Raw genomic sequence first — 16243 nt, forward strand, 5'->3', positions numbered from 1 at the left:
CCTCAGGCCCGGGTGGGTTCGGGCAAGGCCCGATCCGTCATCGGGTTCCGCGGGTTCCTCGGGGCCAGCGGCGGCAGCGGGGCGATCGGTCCCACGACGAACAGATAGGTCAGGGCTCCCAGCACGCAGAACCCGCCGGTGACGCACAGCGGCGCGATGAACGAGCCGCCGGTGAGCTTCAGGATGACGCCGGTCATCGTCGCGGTCAGGATGCCCGACAGGTTCGCCGCCCCGTTCTGAATGCCGCTGAGCGAGGCGACATGCGCCGCGCTGGGCGCCACGTCGGCGGGCAGCGACCAGATATTGGCGCCGGCGAAGGCGATGCCTGCGTAGGCCGTGGTGAAGAATGTCAGGCACAGCGCGTCGCTGCGCGTGAAGGCCGACAGCGTGATGATCGACGACAGCAGCATGCCGCCGACCAGGCAGGTCTTGCGCGCGGCGGTCAGGCTCCAGCCCGCGCGGTACAGCCGGTCCGACGTCCAGCCCCCGATCCAGGCGGATGGAACCGCCGCCAGGCCCGGCAGCATGCCCAGAACGCCCAGTTGATGCAGCGAGAAATTGCGTGCCTGCACCAGGTAGGTCGGAAACCAGGTGGTATAGAAATAGAAGACGAAATTCAGGCAGAAGAAGCCGATCATCATCCCCCAGACCGTCCTGTAGCGGAACAGGGCGCGGAACGGCACCGTCCCCTTTGCCCCGGCCCCCGACGTCTGCACCGCGGGCTGTGCCGCCCGCAATGCGGCCAGTTCCGCCGGGGTGACGCCGGAATGGCGATCCGGATCGCGATAGAGCAGCAGCCATGCCGCCACCCACACGACCCCCACCAGCCCCGTGACGACGAAGGCGAGGCGCCAGCCGGTAAAGCTGATCAGCAGTGCGATCAGCGGCATCGACAGCGCCGAACCGGCGCGCGACCCGCTGTCGAAGATGCCCGAGGCCAGGCCGCGCTCACGGGTGGGGAACCATTGGGCCGCGACCTTGGTGTTGCAGGGATAGCTGCCGGCCTCGCCGATGCCCAGCGCGAAGCGGCAGCCGAACAGCAGCGCCGCGCTGTTGACGATCGACGTGATGGCCGTGAAGAACGACCACCATAATACGGCGACGGTGTAGGTCAGGCGCGGGCCCAGCCGGTCGACCACCAGGCCCGCCGGCACCTGCATGAACGCATAGGTCCAGAAAAATCCGCTGAGCACCACGCCCAGCACGGCGGGGCCCAGATGCAGATCGCGCGCGATGAAGGGGGCCGCGACCGACACGGTCGCCCGGTCGATATAATTGATCGTCGTAGCTGCGAAGCACAGGATGACCATGATCCATCGTAACCGTGGCATGGTACGATACTCCGAACGGAGAGGGGGAGGGGCGCCGGCTGGTGCCTATGGCTCCGGACGTGGCGCGGCCAGGGTACGGGAAGCAGTGCGCGCCAGGGTGGCGTACCCCTCGGCGGTCCAGGCGGCGCGGCCCACGAACAGGCCGTCGATGTCGGCCAGCGCGGCATAGGGCGCCGCGTTTTCCAGGTTCACGCTGCCGCCGTACAGCAGCGGCGGGGACACGCCCGGGGCGCCGGCGGCGCGGTCGAGTTCCTGCCGGATGCCGGCAGCCGCCTGCGCCACCAGTTCGGGCGGAGCGGGGCGTCCGGCCTCGCCGATCGCCCAGACGGGTTCGTAGGCGAACATCACGCGGCCGGCCTGCGCCGCCGTCAGTCCATGCAGTGCCAGGCGCACCTGGCGGGCCAGGATCAGGTCGGCGACGTTTCCGTCCCGTTCGGCCTGCGTCTCGCCGATGCAGACCAGCGGGGTCAGCCCATGGCGCAACGCGGCATGGATTTTCCAATTGACGGTTTCGTCGGTCTCGCCGAAATGCCGGCGTCGCTCGGAATGGCCCAGCTCGACCATCGTCGCGCCGCACTGGCGCAGCATCGGCGCCGAGATCTCGCCGGTCCAGGATCCGGACTCGTCCCAATGCATGTTCTGCCCGCCGACCTGCACCGCGCTGCCGTGCAGCAGGCGCGCGACATCAGCCAGGACGGTGAAGGGCGGCATGACGAAGGGACGGATGCCATGCCAGTCGTCCACCGCCGCGATGCGTTCGGCATAGCGCCGGGCGTCGTCCGGCAGGCCGTTCATCTTCCAGCTGGTGCCCACCCAGAAGGGCCGGCCGGGCTTGGGGTTGGATGTCGCGGATGCGGACATGGCGCCTAGTCCTTCCGCTGGAGGGGGGAGGGGCCGAGTTCCTGCAGAAGCTGGCCCATCCGCGCATAGGCCTTGTTGCGATAGGCGATCAGCGCGTCAGTCTGCGTCTTGTCGAAGCTGCCGGAATAGCCGGCGCCCGATTTGGTGCCGAACTTGCCTTCGGCCACCAGGGCGGTCAGCGAGGCCGGGGTGGCCAGGCGGGAGCCGAACGCGTCCTCGAACGTGCGGAAGCAATTGGCGTAGACGTCCAGCCCCGCCATGTCGGCAATGGCGAACGGGCCGAAGAACGGCAGCCGGAACCCGAAGGTGGTGCTGACCAGCGTATCCACGTCCTCGGGCGTGGCGACGCCTTCCTCGACGATCAGGGTCGCCTCCTTCAGCAGGACATACTGCAACCGGTTAAGCACGAAGCCCGGCGTGTCGGCGACCTGCGCGCAGCGCCGCCCGGCGCGGGCCAGCAGGTCGCGGATCGCCGGCACGATCGCGGGATCGGTATCCCTGCCGCAGACCAGCTCGACGCCGGGGATGAATGGTGCCGGGTTGCTGAAATGCACCGTCAGGAAGCGGCGGGGATGGCGCACGGCGTCGGCCAGCGTGTGGACCGGCAAGGTCGAGGTGTTGGTCGCGATGATCGCATCGGGTCGCGCCGCGTCCGAGATCTGGCCCAGCACGTCGCGCTTCAGCGCCGGGATCTCGGGCACTGCCTCCTCGATGAAATCGGCGTCGGCCACCGCCTCGGCGATCGAATCGGCAGCGCGGAGATTGTCGGCGATCAAGGCCGCCGCGCCAGCCGGAAACAGACCCTGGCGCTCGAAGGCCAGGGCCTCGTCGTGCAGGCGGCGCAGCGCCGCTGTCGTGGCGTCGGGCGAGGCATCCGCCAGCGTGACCCTGACCCCCGCCAGGGCCAGCGACTGGGCGATACCGCCCCCCATGTATCCCGCGCCGATGACGGCGACAGTTCTGATCTGGATCGTCATGTCGTGTTCCTGCTTTCGTCTGGCGGCGGTCGCCTCCGGCCTGCCCTGAAACCCGCCGAACTGGTGATTCATGATCGGGGTCCAGGACCTCGGGCCCTGACGGGTTCGGACAAGGCCGATTTGTCCGCCGGTTGGTCTTACAGCGCGTGGGCGGGGGCCGGTTCGTAGCTGCAGATGGCGGCCACCTTCGCCGCCGACGCGGATTGCCGGTCGAAGCGATAGCCCAGCCATTCCCGGACCAGCATCCGCGCCAGTTCCAGCCCGATCACCCGTTCGCCCATGCACAGGATCTGCGCGTCGTTGCTCAGGACGCCGCGCTGGACCGAATAGGAATCATGGGCGGTGACGGCGCGGATGCCCGGGACCTTGTTGGCGCTGATCGCCACCCCCAGCCCGGTCCCGCAGATCAGCAGGCCCCGGTCCGCCCGGCCGTCGGCGATCATGCGGGCGGCCCGGACGGCGACGTGGGGATAATCGGTATGTTCGTCGTCGCCGACGCCGATATCGATGACTTCGGCGACCCGTGGATCCTGCCGCAGGTCGCGGGCCAGGGCGGCGCGATAGTGCAGGCCGGCATCGTCACTGCCGATGACGATCCGCAATGTGCGCGGGGTGTCAGACATTTTCATGCTCCATCATCTTCAGGATCGTGCGGGCGCACAGCGCCAGCGACACCGCGCCGGCGTCGGGATGGCCCTTGCTGCGCGCCGCCAGCGGGCGGGCGCGTCCGATGCGCGGCAGCAGGTCGGCCGTGCGGTCGGCGGCAGTGGTGGCCACCTGGACGGCCGCGTGCCAGGCCCGGGCCAGCGTGGCGCCGTTCGCGCTTTCGCGCTCCAGCGTCTCGACGAACGGCAGCAGCGCGTCGACCAGCGTCTTGTCACCCGGGCGGGCGCCCCCCAGGCGCATGACGGCATCCAGGGCGGTGCGCGCGGCGTGGGCTACATCGACGGCCGAGGGATCGCCCTGGTTACCGATCGCCCGGCCGGCGCTCTGCAGCCCCAGGCCCCACAACGCCCCCGACGTGCCGCCCGCCCGGTGGGCCCAGGCATCGGCCGCCGCCGTCAGCACGTCGCCGGCCCCGGCCCCGCCCGTCGCGGCGTCCCGGGCCGCGCGGGCGCCGGCCGCCGACCCGCAGGCCATTCCCCGGCCGTGATCGCCGTCGCCGGCGCGTGCGTCGATCCGGCCGAGCTCCGCCTCGGCCCCGTCCAGCGTCGCCGCCAGCAGGCTCATCGCCTCGGCCACCGCGCGTCCGGCGGAGCGCGACGCGGGGGATGACGGCGCCCAGGCGGCGGCCTGGTCGGCGGCTTCCTCGACCCGAGGGGCCGGCGTGGTCGGAATGGTCGGACCGCGCGTCAGGGCGGCGCTCTCGCATGGCGCGGTCCAGAGCGGTTCCAGCGTGTCATCCAGCCAGGTCAGCGACAGCGAACATCCTTCCATGTCCAGGCTGGTGATGAATTCGCCCACCTCGGGCCGGATAGATTCCAGGCCGGCATTGCGCAGGCCGGCCGCGACGGACGTCCACAGCACGAACAATTCTTCCTGCTTGGTGCCGCCCAGCCCGTTCAGGACCGCCGCGACATGCGTGCCCGCGCCGGCCGGCATGTCGTCCAGCAGCCGGCCGACCAGCAGGGTCGCCAGGTCGCCGGCCCGCAGGATCGCGACCTCGTCGATGCCGGGCTCGCCATGGATGCCCAGGCCCAGCGCCATATGACCCGCCGGAACCGAGAACAGGGGGGCCTCGGCGCCCGGCAGGGTGCAGCCGCCGAACGCGACACCGAACGAGCGCGTACGGTCGTTGGCGTGGCGGGCGATCCGCGCGACCTCGTCCAGCGGCTGGCCGGCTTCGGCCGCGGCCGCCGCCAGCTTCAGCACCAGCAGGTCGCCCGCGATGCCTCGACGCCTGGCCGGTTCGCGCGCACTGGCGATGTCGTCGGTGATCGCCACGATGCGCGTGTCGATCCCTTCGCGGCGCAGGCGCTCGGCGGCGATGTTGAAGTTCAGCACGTCGCCGGCATAATTGCCGAACATCAGCAGCACGCCGCCGCCGCGATCCGCCCGTTTGCAGACATCGTAGACGGCCTTGGCCGAGGGCGACGCGAAGACGTCGCCGGCCACGGCCGCATCGGCCAGGCCAGGCCCGACATAGCCGGCGAAGGCCGGGTAATGGCCGCTGCCGCCACCGATGACGACGGCGACCTTGCCGTCCGGCGTGGCGGTGGCCCGCATCACCCCGCTGCGGATGCGCTGCACAAGGTGGGCGTGAACGTCGCAGAACCCGTCGAGCGCCGTCGCCGCGAAGCCGTCCGCCCCGTTATGGATATGCGTCATGTCGAGTGTACTCCTGGCGTTTTCCGTGATGCGTCTTCAGCGCGGCAGGATGCGGCGCAGGTATTCGCGGTTGGTGGCGCTGACGCTCAGCCCGTCGCCGCCGTAATGTTCGACCAGGAAGGCGCTGCGAAACCCGTGCTCCAGCGCCTTGCGGATCGCGGCCCGATAGCTGATGACGCCGAATTCCAGCGGCGCCGGCGCGGTGACGATCAGCCCCGTGGTCTCGTCCTCGGTGCGGAAATAATTCTTCACGTGCCAGTAGCGGGCGAAGGGCGCGACCTTCTCCATCATGGCCTGCCAATGTTCGACGGGGCGGTGCAGGCGCACCAGATTTCCCAGATCGGCATTCAGGCCCACGTTCGGCAGGTCGATGTCGGTGACGAAGCGTACCGCGCTGTCGGCGGTGCCCAGATACGTGTCCTCGTACATCTCCAGCGACAGTTCGATACCGGCATCGGCGGCGTGGCGGCCCAGTTCGCGCAGGCGGCGGACGGCCAGGTCCCATGTCGCCCGGTCATCGGGGTCGCGGTAGCCATCGATCGTCCAGAACCACAGCGCGCGCTTCTGTTCGGGCGTCAGGGCCTGGAACAGGCCGAAGGACACGGCCCCGGCGCCGATTTCCGCCGCCACGTCGATCAGGCGGTGGGAATATTCCAGATATTCCTCGCCATGCTGCGCGTCGATCACGCTGCGCCGCGCGGTCGAGATGGCAGGGATCGTCAGGCCGGCGTCGCGTACCACGCCCATGAATTCATTCAGTCGGCTGCGGCCAAGATCGGCGATCCGCAGCCAGGAATCGGTGGGATCAAGGTCGGTGAAGCCCGCGTCCGCGACATCGGCCAGGGTCGCGGCCCAGTTTTCGGCCGGTAGGTCCTGCACGCACCGCCCGTCGGGCAGGATGTTCGGATACTGGATCATCGCGGCCGCGATCGGCCAGTTATGGCGATTCCAGGATGGGGAGGCGATTCCGGTCATCGTATGATTCTCCTGCGTGGAAAACATGGTTTCAGGAATGGTCAGGGGACGGAGGCACGTGCCCCCAGGGGCACGGAGCGGGTACCGTCCGGAGGACCGGCCGCCGGGATGCTGTCGGCCGGCGGAAGATCCGTCGCCGCGATCACCCGGCGTCCCCGGGCAGGCAGCAGCATTGCCAGCCCGATTCCCAGCAATGCCGCGATGCTGAGCGCATGCAGGCCGGCGGTGGGGGAAAGAAAGATGCGGTCGGCCGCCGCCCGCAGGTTCGGGGCGACGAACCCGCCGAGATTGCCCAGCGAATTGATCACCGCGATCGAACCCGCGGCCGCCGTGCCGCCGAAGCGGTCGGTCGGAAAGGTCCAGAAGATAGCCTGGGCCGAGATGATGCCGGCCGCAGCCAGGCACAGCATGATGATGGCGACCTGCGGCGGCGCATGGGCCGACACCAGGATCCCGCCTGCAATGCACAGCAGGGTGACGATGAAGAAGGCACGCGGCCGGTTGACGCGCGAGGCCAGGGGCGGCCAGAAGGCGGTGAAGAACACGGCGCACAGCCACGGCAGGGCGGACACCAGGCTGACCTTCAGCCCGATCGCCACGCCCAGAAGCTGGCTGACCTGGTCGGGCAGGTAGAACGCGACGCCGTAGCTGCCGATCTGCATCAGGAAATAGATGGTGGTGAACAGAAGCAGCCACGGATCGCGCAGCGCATGCAGGAAGCTCGAGGCGCCCTCGGCCTCTTTCTGCCGGGTCTCGCGGGCCAGCACCGTCGACAGGGCCAGCTTTTCCTCGTCGTTCAGCCACGTGACATCGGCCGGCCGGTCGGGCAGCACGAACAGCGTGACGATGCCCACCACCGAGGCCATCAGCCCTTCGATCAGGAACATCCATTGCCAGCCGGCCAGGCCGCCGATCCGGTCCATCCCCAGCAGCAGGCCCGACAACGGCGTGCCCAGCACCAGCGCCAGAGCATAGCCGAAATAGAAACGGCCGATGACGCGTCCGCGTTCTTCCGGCGGGAACCAGTAGGTCAGATACAGGATCACGCCCGGAAAGAACCCGGCCTCGGCGATGCCCAGCACGAAGCGCAGGGCGACGAACGACGTGCCGCCCTGGACGAACATGGTGCAGGCGGCGACTAGCCCCCAGGTGACCATGATGCGCGCCATCCAGCGCCGTGCGCCGACGCGGTGGAGGATCAGGTTGCTGGGGACCTCGCACAGCGCATAGCCGATGAAGAAGATGCCGGCCCCCAGTGCGAACGCGGCGGGCGACAGGCCGATGGCGCCGGCCAGCGCCTGCTTGGCCATGCCGACATTGGCGCGGTCCAGGAATGCCAGCATGTACATCAGGATCAGAAAGGGGACGAGGCGGACGCGCGCCTTGCGGATGGCGTTCTGCAGCGGCGTCGGGATCGGCGCGGCGGGCCGCGACGCGACGCCCGGCGCCCGGCCGGCCCCGAGGCCGGCCCTGGAGAGGATGATGCTCATGTCAGACTGTCTCCGGCCCCTTTCCGGGGCAAGACGGGTTGAATCCCGTTCTGTGGTCGGAAAGCGTCAGGAGGCGCGGCGCAGGCCCGGTTGTTCGCCGCCCAGTTCGTCATCGATATGGGCCTGGATGATGTCCTCGAACGCTGCCTCGGCGACGAAGCCCAGGGCCCGTGCGCGCGCCGGGTCGAAGGCCCGCGCCCAGCCCGTGACGATGCGCTGGATCAGCGGGTCGGGTTCGCGGCGGATCAACGCCACCGCCCGTGGGCCGGCGATCTTGCGCAGGGCCTCGATCTGTTCGCCGACGGTGACCGACAGGCCGGGCATCGTCAGGTTCGGGCGACCGCCCAGCGCGGCGGGGTCCAGCGTCGCCGCATGCAGGAAGAAGGACACCGCCGAACGCGGGCTGGTCATCCAGTGGCGCACGTCCTCGCCGACCGGCAGGATCGCCTCCTGCCCCACCAGCGGTTCGCGAATGATGTTCGAGAAGAATCCGGACGCCGCCAGGTTGGGCTTGCCCGGCCGCACGCAGATCGTCGGCAGGCGCAGGCCGATGCCGTCCAGCAGGCCCCGGCGGGTATAGTCCGCCAGCAGCAGTTCGCACATCGCCTTCTGCGTGCCGTAGCTGGTCTGCGGGGTCAGCAGGTAATCGTCACCGATCACATCAGGCATGTCGCCGCCGAACACCGCGTTGGTGGACGCGAAGATCACCTTTGGCCGGGCACCGTCCGCCCCGTTCAGCCGCAGCGCGTCGAACAGCGCGCGCGTGCCGTCCAGATTGATGCGGTAGCCCTTTTCCAGATTGGCCTCGGCATCGCCCGAGACGATGGCCGCCAGATGGAAGACCACGTCGGGCCGCAATGCCGCCATGCGCGCGGCCTCGCCGGGCTGGCCCAGGTCGGCGATGAGGCAGTCGGTGCGGTCTTCCAGCCCCGGCGGGGCGGCGGGCAGGACGACGTCGGCCAGGGTCAGGCGGGTGATGCCATGCGACCCGACGACGGGCGTCCGGCCGAGGGCTTCGGCCAGCTTGCGCCCGATCATGCCGGCCGCGCCAAGAATCAGCACATGCATAGGATGCTTTCCCCTGCCTGTCGGGCGACTGAAGTCGGCTGTCGCATCCGCAGGCTTTGTTGTTGCTGTTGGGGTTATCCTTTCGCGGGGCGCGGACGATTACAAATCGAGTTTTGGGAAGGGCCGATTACGAAATCCGATCACGCGAACCCATGCGCGCAATCGGGCGTTGCTCCTTGGCGGGTTTCAGGTCGGCGCCCCGAGGCGTGACGCTTAAAATTCGCTTCAGTCGCCCGTTTCGTCCCCGGCCGCGCCGGCGCGCAGCAGGGCCATCATGCGGGTCAGTGCGTTGCCTGCCGGACGATTGCGCAAGGTCACCAGCGCGTAGGGGCGCAGGATGCGCGGCAGCTGGACCGGCAGTTCCGCGATGGCGCCATGACGAACGAAGAACGCGCTGATCCTGTGCGGCAGCACCGCGATCAGCGATGTTTCCGCCAGCATGCAGATCGTCGCGGTCACCGAAGCGGATTCGACCGGATGCGGCGGAAACGACAGGCGTTCGACGGTGAACGCCGCCTCGATCGCCCGCCGCATCGGGCTGGTGCCCGGCTGCAGCAGCCAGCGTTCGCCCACCAGGTCCCGCAGGCTCAGGTCCTGGCGCGCCAGCAGCGGATGACCCGGACTCACGACGATTCGCAGATCCTCGTCCTCCAGCGTTTCGACGTTCAAATCCTCGTTCTCGACAATGCTGATCGGTCGTCCGACCATCAAATCGATCCGGCCGTTCTGCAATTCCACCAGCAGGACGTCGCTGTTGTCCGTCGTCAGCGAAATCGACACCCGCGGATTTTCGCCGATGATCCGGCCGACGGCGGGGGCGACCAGGTCCGGCATGGCGGCGACCACCGTGCCGATGCGCACCACGCCGGAAATGCCGGTCCGCAATTCGTCAATGTCCTGCTGAAGCCGTCCGATGTCGCTGAGCATCAGGCGGGCATGGCGTGCCACCAGCGAACCGAAGGGTGTCGGTATCATCCCCTTGGGCCGGCGCTCGAACAGCGGCACGCCCAGCGTATGCTCGATTTCCTGCAGCAATTTCGTCGCCGTCGGCTGCGACATGTTCAGAAGTTCCGACGTGCGGTGCAGGTTGCAGCTTTCCTCCAGGCTGAGGACAAGCGTCAGGTGACGAAATTTCAATCGCGTGAGCAGATGCCGCATCTGTCTTCTGTGCCTCGCAGTCACTAACCCATATTGTGAAATGTGACGACTTGGAATGGGGAATCGTCCTGGTCTGCCTCAGGGGGCTGCCCCGAAACCCGCCGGTTGCCTTTGGAAACCCGTTTGTCGATCCATGATCGGGGGCCAGGACCCCAGGCCTGGCGGGTTCGGGCAAAGCCCGATCATTTCTGTAAATGTTGCATTGCATGCATCGTTTTGCATGAATCGAACGGATCTCATGCATCCGTTCTGTTGGCAATGCGTTGCGATCCGGGATGTGACGTCATCGCACCGTAACGTCGACGGGTGGCGTCAGATCCCCCATAAGCCGGCGACACGTCCGGCAGGCAAGGAAGAACGGTCATGAAAAGCCGCCCGCCTCCCGCTGCACACGCAGGGGATCCTCACGATATTGTTCGGGGCGATGCCATGCCCCCGCCACCGGGAATGGGGGTGCGAACGCCCCGCATCGCACGGACCGGACGCCTCGCGCTGGTCCTGCTGGTGGCCAGTGGCGCGTTGAATTATGTGGACCGTGCCACCCTGGCTGTCGCGAATCCGCTGATCCGTCACGATCTGGGCATTTCGGTTGCGGGAATGGGGGCCTTGCTGTCGGCCTTCCTGTGGGCCTATGCCCTGGCGCAATTGCCCGCCGGTCTGCTGGTGGACCGGCTGGGGCCGCGGCGGGTGCTGTCGGTGGGCCTCGCGATCTGGTCGATGGCGCAATGCCTGGGCGGCCTGGTGACCAGTTTCGGGGCGATGTTCGCCACGCGGCTGTTGCTGGGCGCGGGGGAATCGCCGCAATCCCCCGCCAGTGCGCGGGTGGTGCGGGACTGGTTCGCCGTTCCGGCGCGCGGCACGGCGACGGGGATCTGGAATTCGGCGTCGACGCTGGGTTCGGCGATCTCGGTGCCGCTTCTGACGATATTGATGCTGTCGTTCGGCTGGCGCTGGATGTTCGGAATCATGGGGGTGGCGGGGCTGGTCTTTTCCGGACTGTTCTGGCTGCTGCATCGCGATCCGGCGGACATCGCCCTGACGGCCAACGAACGCGATTATCTGCGCGACGACATGAACGCGGGCACGCGCGGCCCGGTCAGCCTGCGCGAATGGCGCCGGCTGTTCGCCTTCCGGACGACCTGGGGCATGATGGCCGGGTATTTCGGCTGCATCTATGTCCTGTGGATCTATAACGCATGGCTGCCGGGCTATCTGGAAATGGACCGGCACATGAGTGTCGCGCGCACCGGATGGATCGCGGCCATTCCCTTCCTGTTCGGGATCGCGGGCAGCCTGTGCGGCGGCCGGCTGGTCGATATGCTGGTCAGGCATGGCGTCTCGCCGGTCGGCAGCCGGAAATATCCGATGATCGCGGCATTGCTGGGCACCGCCCTGGCTACGGTCCTGGCGGCCGAGGTCACCAGCAACGCGGTCGCCGTCGGCTGCATCAGCATGGCGATGTTCCTGCTGTATGTCTGCACCGCGACGGCCTGGGCGATGGCGCCCGTCGCGGCGCCGGGGCGGTGCACGGCATCGATCGGGGCGATGCAGAATTGCGGCGGCTATATCGGTGGCGCCTTCGCCCCCTTTGTGACCGGTCTGCTGGGCCAGGCCACCGGATCGTTCCGGACCGCGCTGTGGGCTGGGGCCGGCGTCGCGATCCTGGCTGCATTGGCTTATGGATTCCTCATCGGCGATCCGATCGACGAAGCCGCGCTGGCAACCGAAACGTCAGGCCATCCCCGCATGCAGACGGGGGACGAGAAGGCATGGAACCCTAGCATATCGGGCGCCTGAAGCGTTGCAGGCCTGCGTCGCAGGCAAGGACAAGCGGTGTCATCGCGCACATCTCCAGGGGGAGGCTTGCCTCCCCCTGGAGTTTTGGAAATCGACGATTTCAGCCGGATGACGCCGCGCATCCTTCCGGTTTCAGGACACGCACCGTCGATGCAGGTAATTTTTCCAGGAAACGAGCGGCGCGGGTCGGTCTTGTGACCAGGTTTCCCCCGCAATTGGGGCAGCGTCCACCCAACCTGTCTTCCGCGCATTTGACGCAAAAGGTGCATTCGAAAGAGCAGATCCGTGCAGCTGTATCCGAAGGGGGCAGGTCCCTGTCGCAACATTCGCAGTTCGGCCGCATCTCCAGCATCTCGTTTCCCTCCCGCGAGCGCAGGGAGGAACACTGGCAGTGATCCGGATGTTCGTAAATGCTGTTGCGTGTCGGCGACAGGCCCCTGGCTGGTTCGGGCCGAAGCCCGAGCCATGCTGCCAAAATGCGTCTGTGGATAATGGGCACTACTGATCGCCGGTCGTTTCCGGGGCGCTTTGTCCCCGCCAGGGCTCGATCCAGCCCAGGCCCGCGCGCATCGTTCCACGGGGACGGTATTCGCATCCTACCCACCCGGCATAGCCAAGCGTGTCCAGCAGGCGGAACAGATACGGGTAGGCCAGTTCTCCGTCATCGGGTTCGTGGCGGTCGGGCACGCCGGCCGCCTGGATATGGCCGATCACCGGCATCAGCGCGCGCAGGCGGGTGGTGACGTCGCCCTGCATGATCTGGGCGTGATAGAGGTCGAACTGGACCCGGACATTATCCGCGCCGACAGCGGCGCAGACCCCCGCGGCGTCTTCCTGCCGGGTCAGGAAATATCCGGGCATATCGCGGGTGTTGATCGCTTCCAGTACGATCGTCACGCCGGCGTCGCGCGCCTGGCGGGCGGCATAGGCGATGTTGTTCACATAGACGTCGTGATACCGGTTGCGCGCATCCGGATCGGGGCAGAGGCCGGCCATCACATGCAGGCGCCGGTTGCCCAGGACGCCGGCATAGGCCAGCGCGGTCTCGATCGTACGGCGGAACTCGTCCTCGCGCCCCGGCAGGGCGGCCAGACCGCGTTCGCCGGCCGCCCAGTCCCCCGGCGGGGCATTGAACAGCGCCAGTGTCAGGTCGTTGTCGCGCAGGCGGGCCTGGATGTCGGAAGCAGGATGCGCGTAGGGAAAGAGGAACTCGACACCGCGAAACCCGTCCGCCGCCGCGGCGGCGAAACGGTCCAGGAAATCGCATTCGACGTAATTCATTGTCAGGTTGGCGGCGAAGGCAGGCATGGCAGGGGATATCCTTGCTGTCGGCACACGGAATGATCAGGGCCAGGTCACGCCGAAGGTCCGGCACAGGTCCGCAACCTGTTCCGGCTCCAGCGGGGCGGGGCGCGGGGCGGTCATCAGCCACAGGCGCGCCGTTTCCTCCAGTTCTTCCAGCGCGTCCGCCGCCTGGGTGACGCTGGCCCCCCACATGACCGGCCCCAGGCGTTCCAGCATCACGCCGCGGACCTGCTTCGCGATCGCCCCGACCTGCTCGGCCACCGCAGGCGCCCCGGGCCGGTCGTAGGCGATCAGCGGAATCCGCCCGACTTTCATCACCTGATAGGGCGTGATCGGCGGCAGGATCGCGTCGGGCGCGTGCACGCCCGCCAGCGTCAGCGCCACCAGATGGGTGGAGTGGGTGTGGATCACGCCGTGGCAGTCGGGACGATTTTCGTAGATTCGCCTATGCAGCGCCAGCGTCTTGGACGGGCGGTCGCCGGAAATCCAGTCCCCATTGGACGAAATCCGCGCGATCGCGGCCGGATCGAGCCGCCCGAGGCAGGCATCGGTCGGCGTCATCAGCCAGCCGTCTTCGAGGCGTACGCTGATATTGCCGGAACTGCCGGCCGTATAGCCACGCCGGTACAGGTTCCACCCGATCAGGCAGATCTCCTCGCGCCGCATGCTTTCCACGCTCATCATTCCGCCCCCGTCGCGGCCGCTTTTTCCGATCCTGCCAGCGCCGCCACGGCCTCGGCAAAGAAATCCGGACCGCCGAAATTGCCCGATTTCAGGGCAAAGCCCATCCGGTCCGTCCCCAGGCTGACGGTGGCCGGTACGCCCGGCGCGATCGGCGCCCCGATCTGCAGCATGTCCACCCCCAGCGCCAGGACCACGGCGCCCGAGGTCTCGCCGCCGGCGACCACGAAATGCCGTACACCCTGTTCGCGCAGTCCCCGGGCCAGGTCGCCCATCGCCTCCTCGATCATCGCGCCGGCGGCCTGCACCCCCAGGCGGCGCTGCACCGCGGCGACGTCGTCGGCCGGGCCCGTGGCGTAGATCAGGGGCGTGCCGATGCTGCGTTGCGCGAAGGCCAGGGCGCGGGCCACGACCGGTTCGCCCGCCGCCAGCAGCATCGGATCGATCCGGAAGGCCGGCCGGCCGTCCTGGATCCAGCGCGCGACCTGCCGGTTCGTCATCTCGGACGCGCTGCCGGCCAGCACGGCGCAACGGCCCGCGATGCGGGGCAGCACCGTGGCGTCCTGCGCCGGCAGCAGGCCCTGCCGGCGGAAATTGGCGGGCAGGCCCATCGCCATGCCCGACCCGCCGGTCACCAGCGGGTGGTCGGCGCAGGCCTCGCCCAGCACCAGCAGTTCCTCGTCGTCCAGCGCGTCGGCGATGGCCATGCCGATGCCCTCGGCCCGTAATTGCGCGATGCGCGCCCGCACGGCATCGGCACCCCGCGCCACCACCTGGTGCGCGATCAGCCCCACCGCCGCATCGGTCTGGGCCTGCAGCACCCGCACCAGGCTGGGGTCGCGCATTGGCGTCAGGGGATGGTTGCGCATGCCGCTCTCGCTCAGCAGGACGTCCCCCACGAACAGATAACCCTTGTAGACCGTGCGCTGATTGGCGGGAAAGGCCGGGCAGGCGATGGCCAACGGCGTCTCCGTGGCCGCCATCAGGGCCTGGGTCACCGGGCCGATGTTCCCATCCGGTGTCGAATCGAACGTCGAGCAATATTTGAAGAAGATTTGCCCGCATCCCCGGGCGCGCAGCCAGGCATGGGCGGCCAGCGATTGTTCGACGGCCTCGCGCGCCGGAACGGTCCGGGTCTTGAGCGCCACGACGATCGCATCGGCCGCGATATCGGCCAGCTTCGCATCGTCCTGTACCCCGATCGTCTGCACCGTGCGCATCCCGCCCGCCACCAGCGTGCTGGCCAGATCGGTGGCGCCGGTGAAATCGTCGGCGATGCAGCCCAGAAGGGGCCCCTGTGCCTGCGTCATGACGCCGCTCCCCCCGTGCTGTCGTTCCCGGCCGGTCGGTTCATGCCCGGAAGCGTTATTCCCGGAAAGATCTTGATGACGGCGGAATCGTCCTCGCGCCCCAGCCCGGCGGCGGCGGCCTGAAGGAACATCTGATGCGCGGCCGAGGCCAGCGGCAGGGGAAAGCGCGCGGCCCGCGCGGTGTCCAGCACCAGGCCCAGATCCTTGACGAAGATGTCGACCGCCGACAGCGGCGTATAATCCCCCGCCAGCACATGGGCCATGCGGTTCTCGAACATCCAGGAATTGCCGGCACTGTTGGTGATGATGTCGTACACGGTGTTCGGGTCGGCCCCTTCGCGCAGGCCCAGCGCCATGGCCTCGGCCGCCGCGGCGATGTGTACCCCCGCCAGCAACTGGTTGATGATCTTGATCCGCGTGCCCAGCCCCACCCGGTCGCCGACGCGATAGACGCGGCCGGCGATCGCCGGCAGCACGTCCCGCGCCCTGTCGTAGGCCTCCGGCGGTCCGGAGGTCATCAGCGTCATCTCGCCGGTCGCGGCCTTCGCCGCCCCGCCCGACATCGGTGCGTCCAGCAGCCAGATGTCCCCGGCCCGCAGGCGCGTTTCCAGCGCCTCGATCGCGGCGGGGGCGACGGTCGCGCAGGCGATGACCAGGCCGCCCGGCCGCATGGCGGGGAATGCGCCGCCGGGGCCGAACAGCACGGCGTCGGTCTGCGCGGCGTTCACCACCAGGATGACGATGATGTCGCATGCCTCGGCCACATCGGCGGGGGTGGCGCTGGCCGTTCCCCCTTGGGCGGCGAAGGCCTCCAGCACCTCGGGCCGGATGTCGTAGGCATGCACGGCATATCCCGCGCGCAGCAGCGAACGCGCGACGCCCAGCCCCATGGCGCCCAGGCCGATGACCCCGATGGAGGGTTTCATGATGTGGTGTCCTTCCTGTTTCACGATGGGCCTGCC

At 68.4% G+C, this 16243-nt stretch carries 15 protein-coding genes; 1 reads left to right on the forward strand and 14 read right to left on the reverse strand.

The window, feature by feature from the left end; genetic code table 11:
• Positions 1 to 2 precede the first annotated feature (2 nt).
• The 9 genes from HLH28_RS16655 to HLH28_RS16695 all read right to left on the reverse strand — a co-directional run bounded on the left by HLH28_RS16655 (position 3) and on the right by HLH28_RS16695 (position 10188).
• Entirely contained in the window at positions 3 to 1331 is a 1329-nt protein-coding gene (locus HLH28_RS16655; protein WP_182961294.1) for an MFS transporter, read from the reverse strand.
• Between the two features lie 45 nt (positions 1332 to 1376).
• Positions 1377 to 2192 (reverse strand): triose-phosphate isomerase, encoded by an 816-nt coding sequence (locus tag HLH28_RS16660; protein WP_182961296.1) that lies wholly within the window; start codon positions 2190 to 2192, stop codon positions 1377 to 1379.
• 5 nt (positions 2193 to 2197) lie between these two features.
• Positions 2198 to 3169: a 3-hydroxyacyl-CoA dehydrogenase family protein gene (locus HLH28_RS16665; RefSeq protein ID WP_182961310.1), complete on the reverse strand. Its 972-nt coding sequence runs from the start codon at positions 3167 to 3169 to the stop codon at positions 2198 to 2200.
• 137 nt (positions 3170 to 3306) lie between these two features.
• A complete protein-coding gene (locus HLH28_RS16670) occupies positions 3307 to 3792 on the reverse strand; it encodes a ribose-5-phosphate isomerase (protein ID WP_182961312.1) in 486 nt (161 codons plus the stop codon).
• Positions 3785 to 5497 (reverse strand): dihydroxyacetone kinase family protein, encoded by a 1713-nt coding sequence (locus tag HLH28_RS16675; RefSeq protein WP_182961314.1) that lies wholly within the window; start codon positions 5495 to 5497, stop codon positions 3785 to 3787. The genes HLH28_RS16670 and HLH28_RS16675 overlap by 8 nt, the downstream gene beginning before the upstream one ends.
• Before the next feature lie 36 nt (positions 5498 to 5533).
• Positions 5534 to 6472, reverse strand: coding sequence for a sugar phosphate isomerase/epimerase family protein (locus tag HLH28_RS16680; protein ID WP_220790151.1), 939 nt, complete (start codon positions 6470 to 6472; stop codon positions 5534 to 5536).
• 41 nt (positions 6473 to 6513) lie between these two features.
• Positions 6514 to 7962 (reverse strand): MFS transporter, encoded by a 1449-nt coding sequence (locus tag HLH28_RS16685; protein ID WP_182961316.1) that lies wholly within the window; start codon positions 7960 to 7962, stop codon positions 6514 to 6516.
• A 66-nt stretch (positions 7963 to 8028) separates the two neighbouring features.
• A complete protein-coding gene (denD, locus tag HLH28_RS16690; RefSeq protein ID WP_182961318.1) occupies positions 8029 to 9030 on the reverse strand; it encodes a D-erythronate dehydrogenase in 1002 nt (333 codons plus the stop codon).
• A 225-nt stretch (positions 9031 to 9255) separates the two neighbouring features.
• Positions 9256 to 10188 carry a LysR family transcriptional regulator gene (locus tag HLH28_RS16695; RefSeq protein WP_182961320.1) on the reverse strand — a complete coding sequence of 311 codons (933 nt, stop codon included), beginning with the start codon at positions 10186 to 10188 and terminating at the stop codon, positions 9256 to 9258.
• 453 nt (positions 10189 to 10641) lie between these two features.
• Between HLH28_RS16695 and HLH28_RS16700 the strand changes: the two genes are divergently transcribed.
• Positions 10642 to 11985: an MFS transporter gene (locus HLH28_RS16700; protein ID WP_220790152.1), complete on the forward strand. Its 1344-nt coding sequence runs from the start codon at positions 10642 to 10644 to the stop codon at positions 11983 to 11985.
• Between the two features lie 100 nt (positions 11986 to 12085).
• On the opposite strand, the gene HLH28_RS18420 is transcribed toward HLH28_RS16700, so the two are convergent.
• Genes HLH28_RS18420 through ltnD form a run of 5 tightly spaced genes read right to left on the reverse strand, consistent with a single transcriptional unit; the run spans position 12086 to position 16231 of the window.
• The gene (locus HLH28_RS18420; protein ID WP_338029759.1) at positions 12086 to 12580 is read right to left on the reverse strand and encodes a DUF1272 domain-containing protein; all 495 of its coding nucleotides are present in this window, start codon (positions 12578 to 12580) and stop codon (positions 12086 to 12088) included.
• Positions 12484 to 13293 (reverse strand): 2-oxo-tetronate isomerase, encoded by an 810-nt coding sequence (otnI, locus tag HLH28_RS16710; RefSeq protein ID WP_182961324.1) that lies wholly within the window; start codon positions 13291 to 13293, stop codon positions 12484 to 12486. Before otnI ends, HLH28_RS18420 begins: the two co-directional genes overlap by 97 nt.
• A gap of 36 nt (positions 13294 to 13329) precedes the next feature.
• Positions 13330 to 13956, reverse strand: a complete 627-nt coding sequence (otnC, locus tag HLH28_RS16715) for a 3-oxo-tetronate 4-phosphate decarboxylase (protein WP_408869864.1) — start codon at positions 13954 to 13956, stop codon at positions 13330 to 13332.
• Between the two features lie 14 nt (positions 13957 to 13970).
• Entirely contained in the window at positions 13971 to 15281 is a 1311-nt protein-coding gene (gene otnK / locus HLH28_RS16720; protein WP_182961326.1) for a 3-oxo-tetronate kinase, read from the reverse strand.
• A complete protein-coding gene (gene ltnD / locus HLH28_RS18425) occupies positions 15278 to 16231 on the reverse strand; it encodes an L-threonate dehydrogenase (protein WP_338029760.1) in 954 nt (317 codons plus the stop codon). Before ltnD ends, otnK begins: the two co-directional genes overlap by 4 nt.
• Between the last annotated feature and the right edge of the window lie 12 nt (positions 16232 to 16243).

This window comes from Gluconacetobacter tumulisoli, from assembly GCF_014174155.1.
In the GTDB taxonomy this organism is placed as follows: Bacteria; Pseudomonadota; Alphaproteobacteria; order Acetobacterales; family Acetobacteraceae; genus Gluconacetobacter; species Gluconacetobacter tumulisoli.

What these genes read in the sequence shown, in the direction of transcription:
- HLH28_RS16655 (WP_182961294.1), bottom strand. Translation starts at nt 1,331, where the DNA reads ATGCCACGGTTACGATGGATCATGGTCATCCTGTGCTTCGCAGCTACG.
- HLH28_RS16660 (WP_182961296.1), bottom strand. Translation starts at nt 2,192, where the DNA reads ATGTCCGCATCCGCGACATCCAACCCCAAGCCCGGCCGGCCCTTCTGG.
- HLH28_RS16665 (WP_182961310.1), bottom strand. Translation starts at nt 3,169, where the DNA reads ATGACGATCCAGATCAGAACTGTCGCCGTCATCGGCGCGGGATACATG.
- HLH28_RS16670 (WP_182961312.1), bottom strand. Translation starts at nt 3,792, where the DNA reads ATGTCTGACACCCCGCGCACATTGCGGATCGTCATCGGCAGTGACGAT.
- HLH28_RS16675 (WP_182961314.1), bottom strand. Translation starts at nt 5,497, where the DNA reads ATGACGCATATCCATAACGGGGCGGACGGCTTCGCGGCGACGGCGCTC.
- HLH28_RS16680 (WP_220790151.1), bottom strand. Translation starts at nt 6,472, where the DNA reads ATGACCGGAATCGCCTCCCCATCCTGGAATCGCCATAACTGGCCGATC.
- HLH28_RS16685 (WP_182961316.1), bottom strand. Translation starts at nt 7,962, where the DNA reads ATGAGCATCATCCTCTCCAGGGCCGGCCTCGGGGCCGGCCGGGCGCCG.
- denD (WP_182961318.1), bottom strand. Translation starts at nt 9,030, where the DNA reads ATGCATGTGCTGATTCTTGGCGCGGCCGGCATGATCGGGCGCAAGCTG.
- HLH28_RS16695 (WP_182961320.1), bottom strand. Translation starts at nt 10,188, where the DNA reads ATGCGGCATCTGCTCACGCGATTGAAATTTCGTCACCTGACGCTTGTC.
- HLH28_RS18420 (WP_338029759.1), bottom strand. Translation starts at nt 12,580, where the DNA reads ATGCGAATACCGTCCCCGTGGAACGATGCGCGCGGGCCTGGGCTGGAT.
- otnI (WP_182961324.1), bottom strand. Translation starts at nt 13,293, where the DNA reads ATGCCTGCCTTCGCCGCCAACCTGACAATGAATTACGTCGAATGCGAT.
- otnC (WP_408869864.1), bottom strand. Translation starts at nt 13,956, where the DNA reads ATGCGGCGCGAGGAGATCTGCCTGATCGGGTGGAACCTGTACCGGCGT.
- otnK (WP_182961326.1), bottom strand. Translation starts at nt 15,281, where the DNA reads ATGACGCAGGCACAGGGGCCCCTTCTGGGCTGCATCGCCGACGATTTC.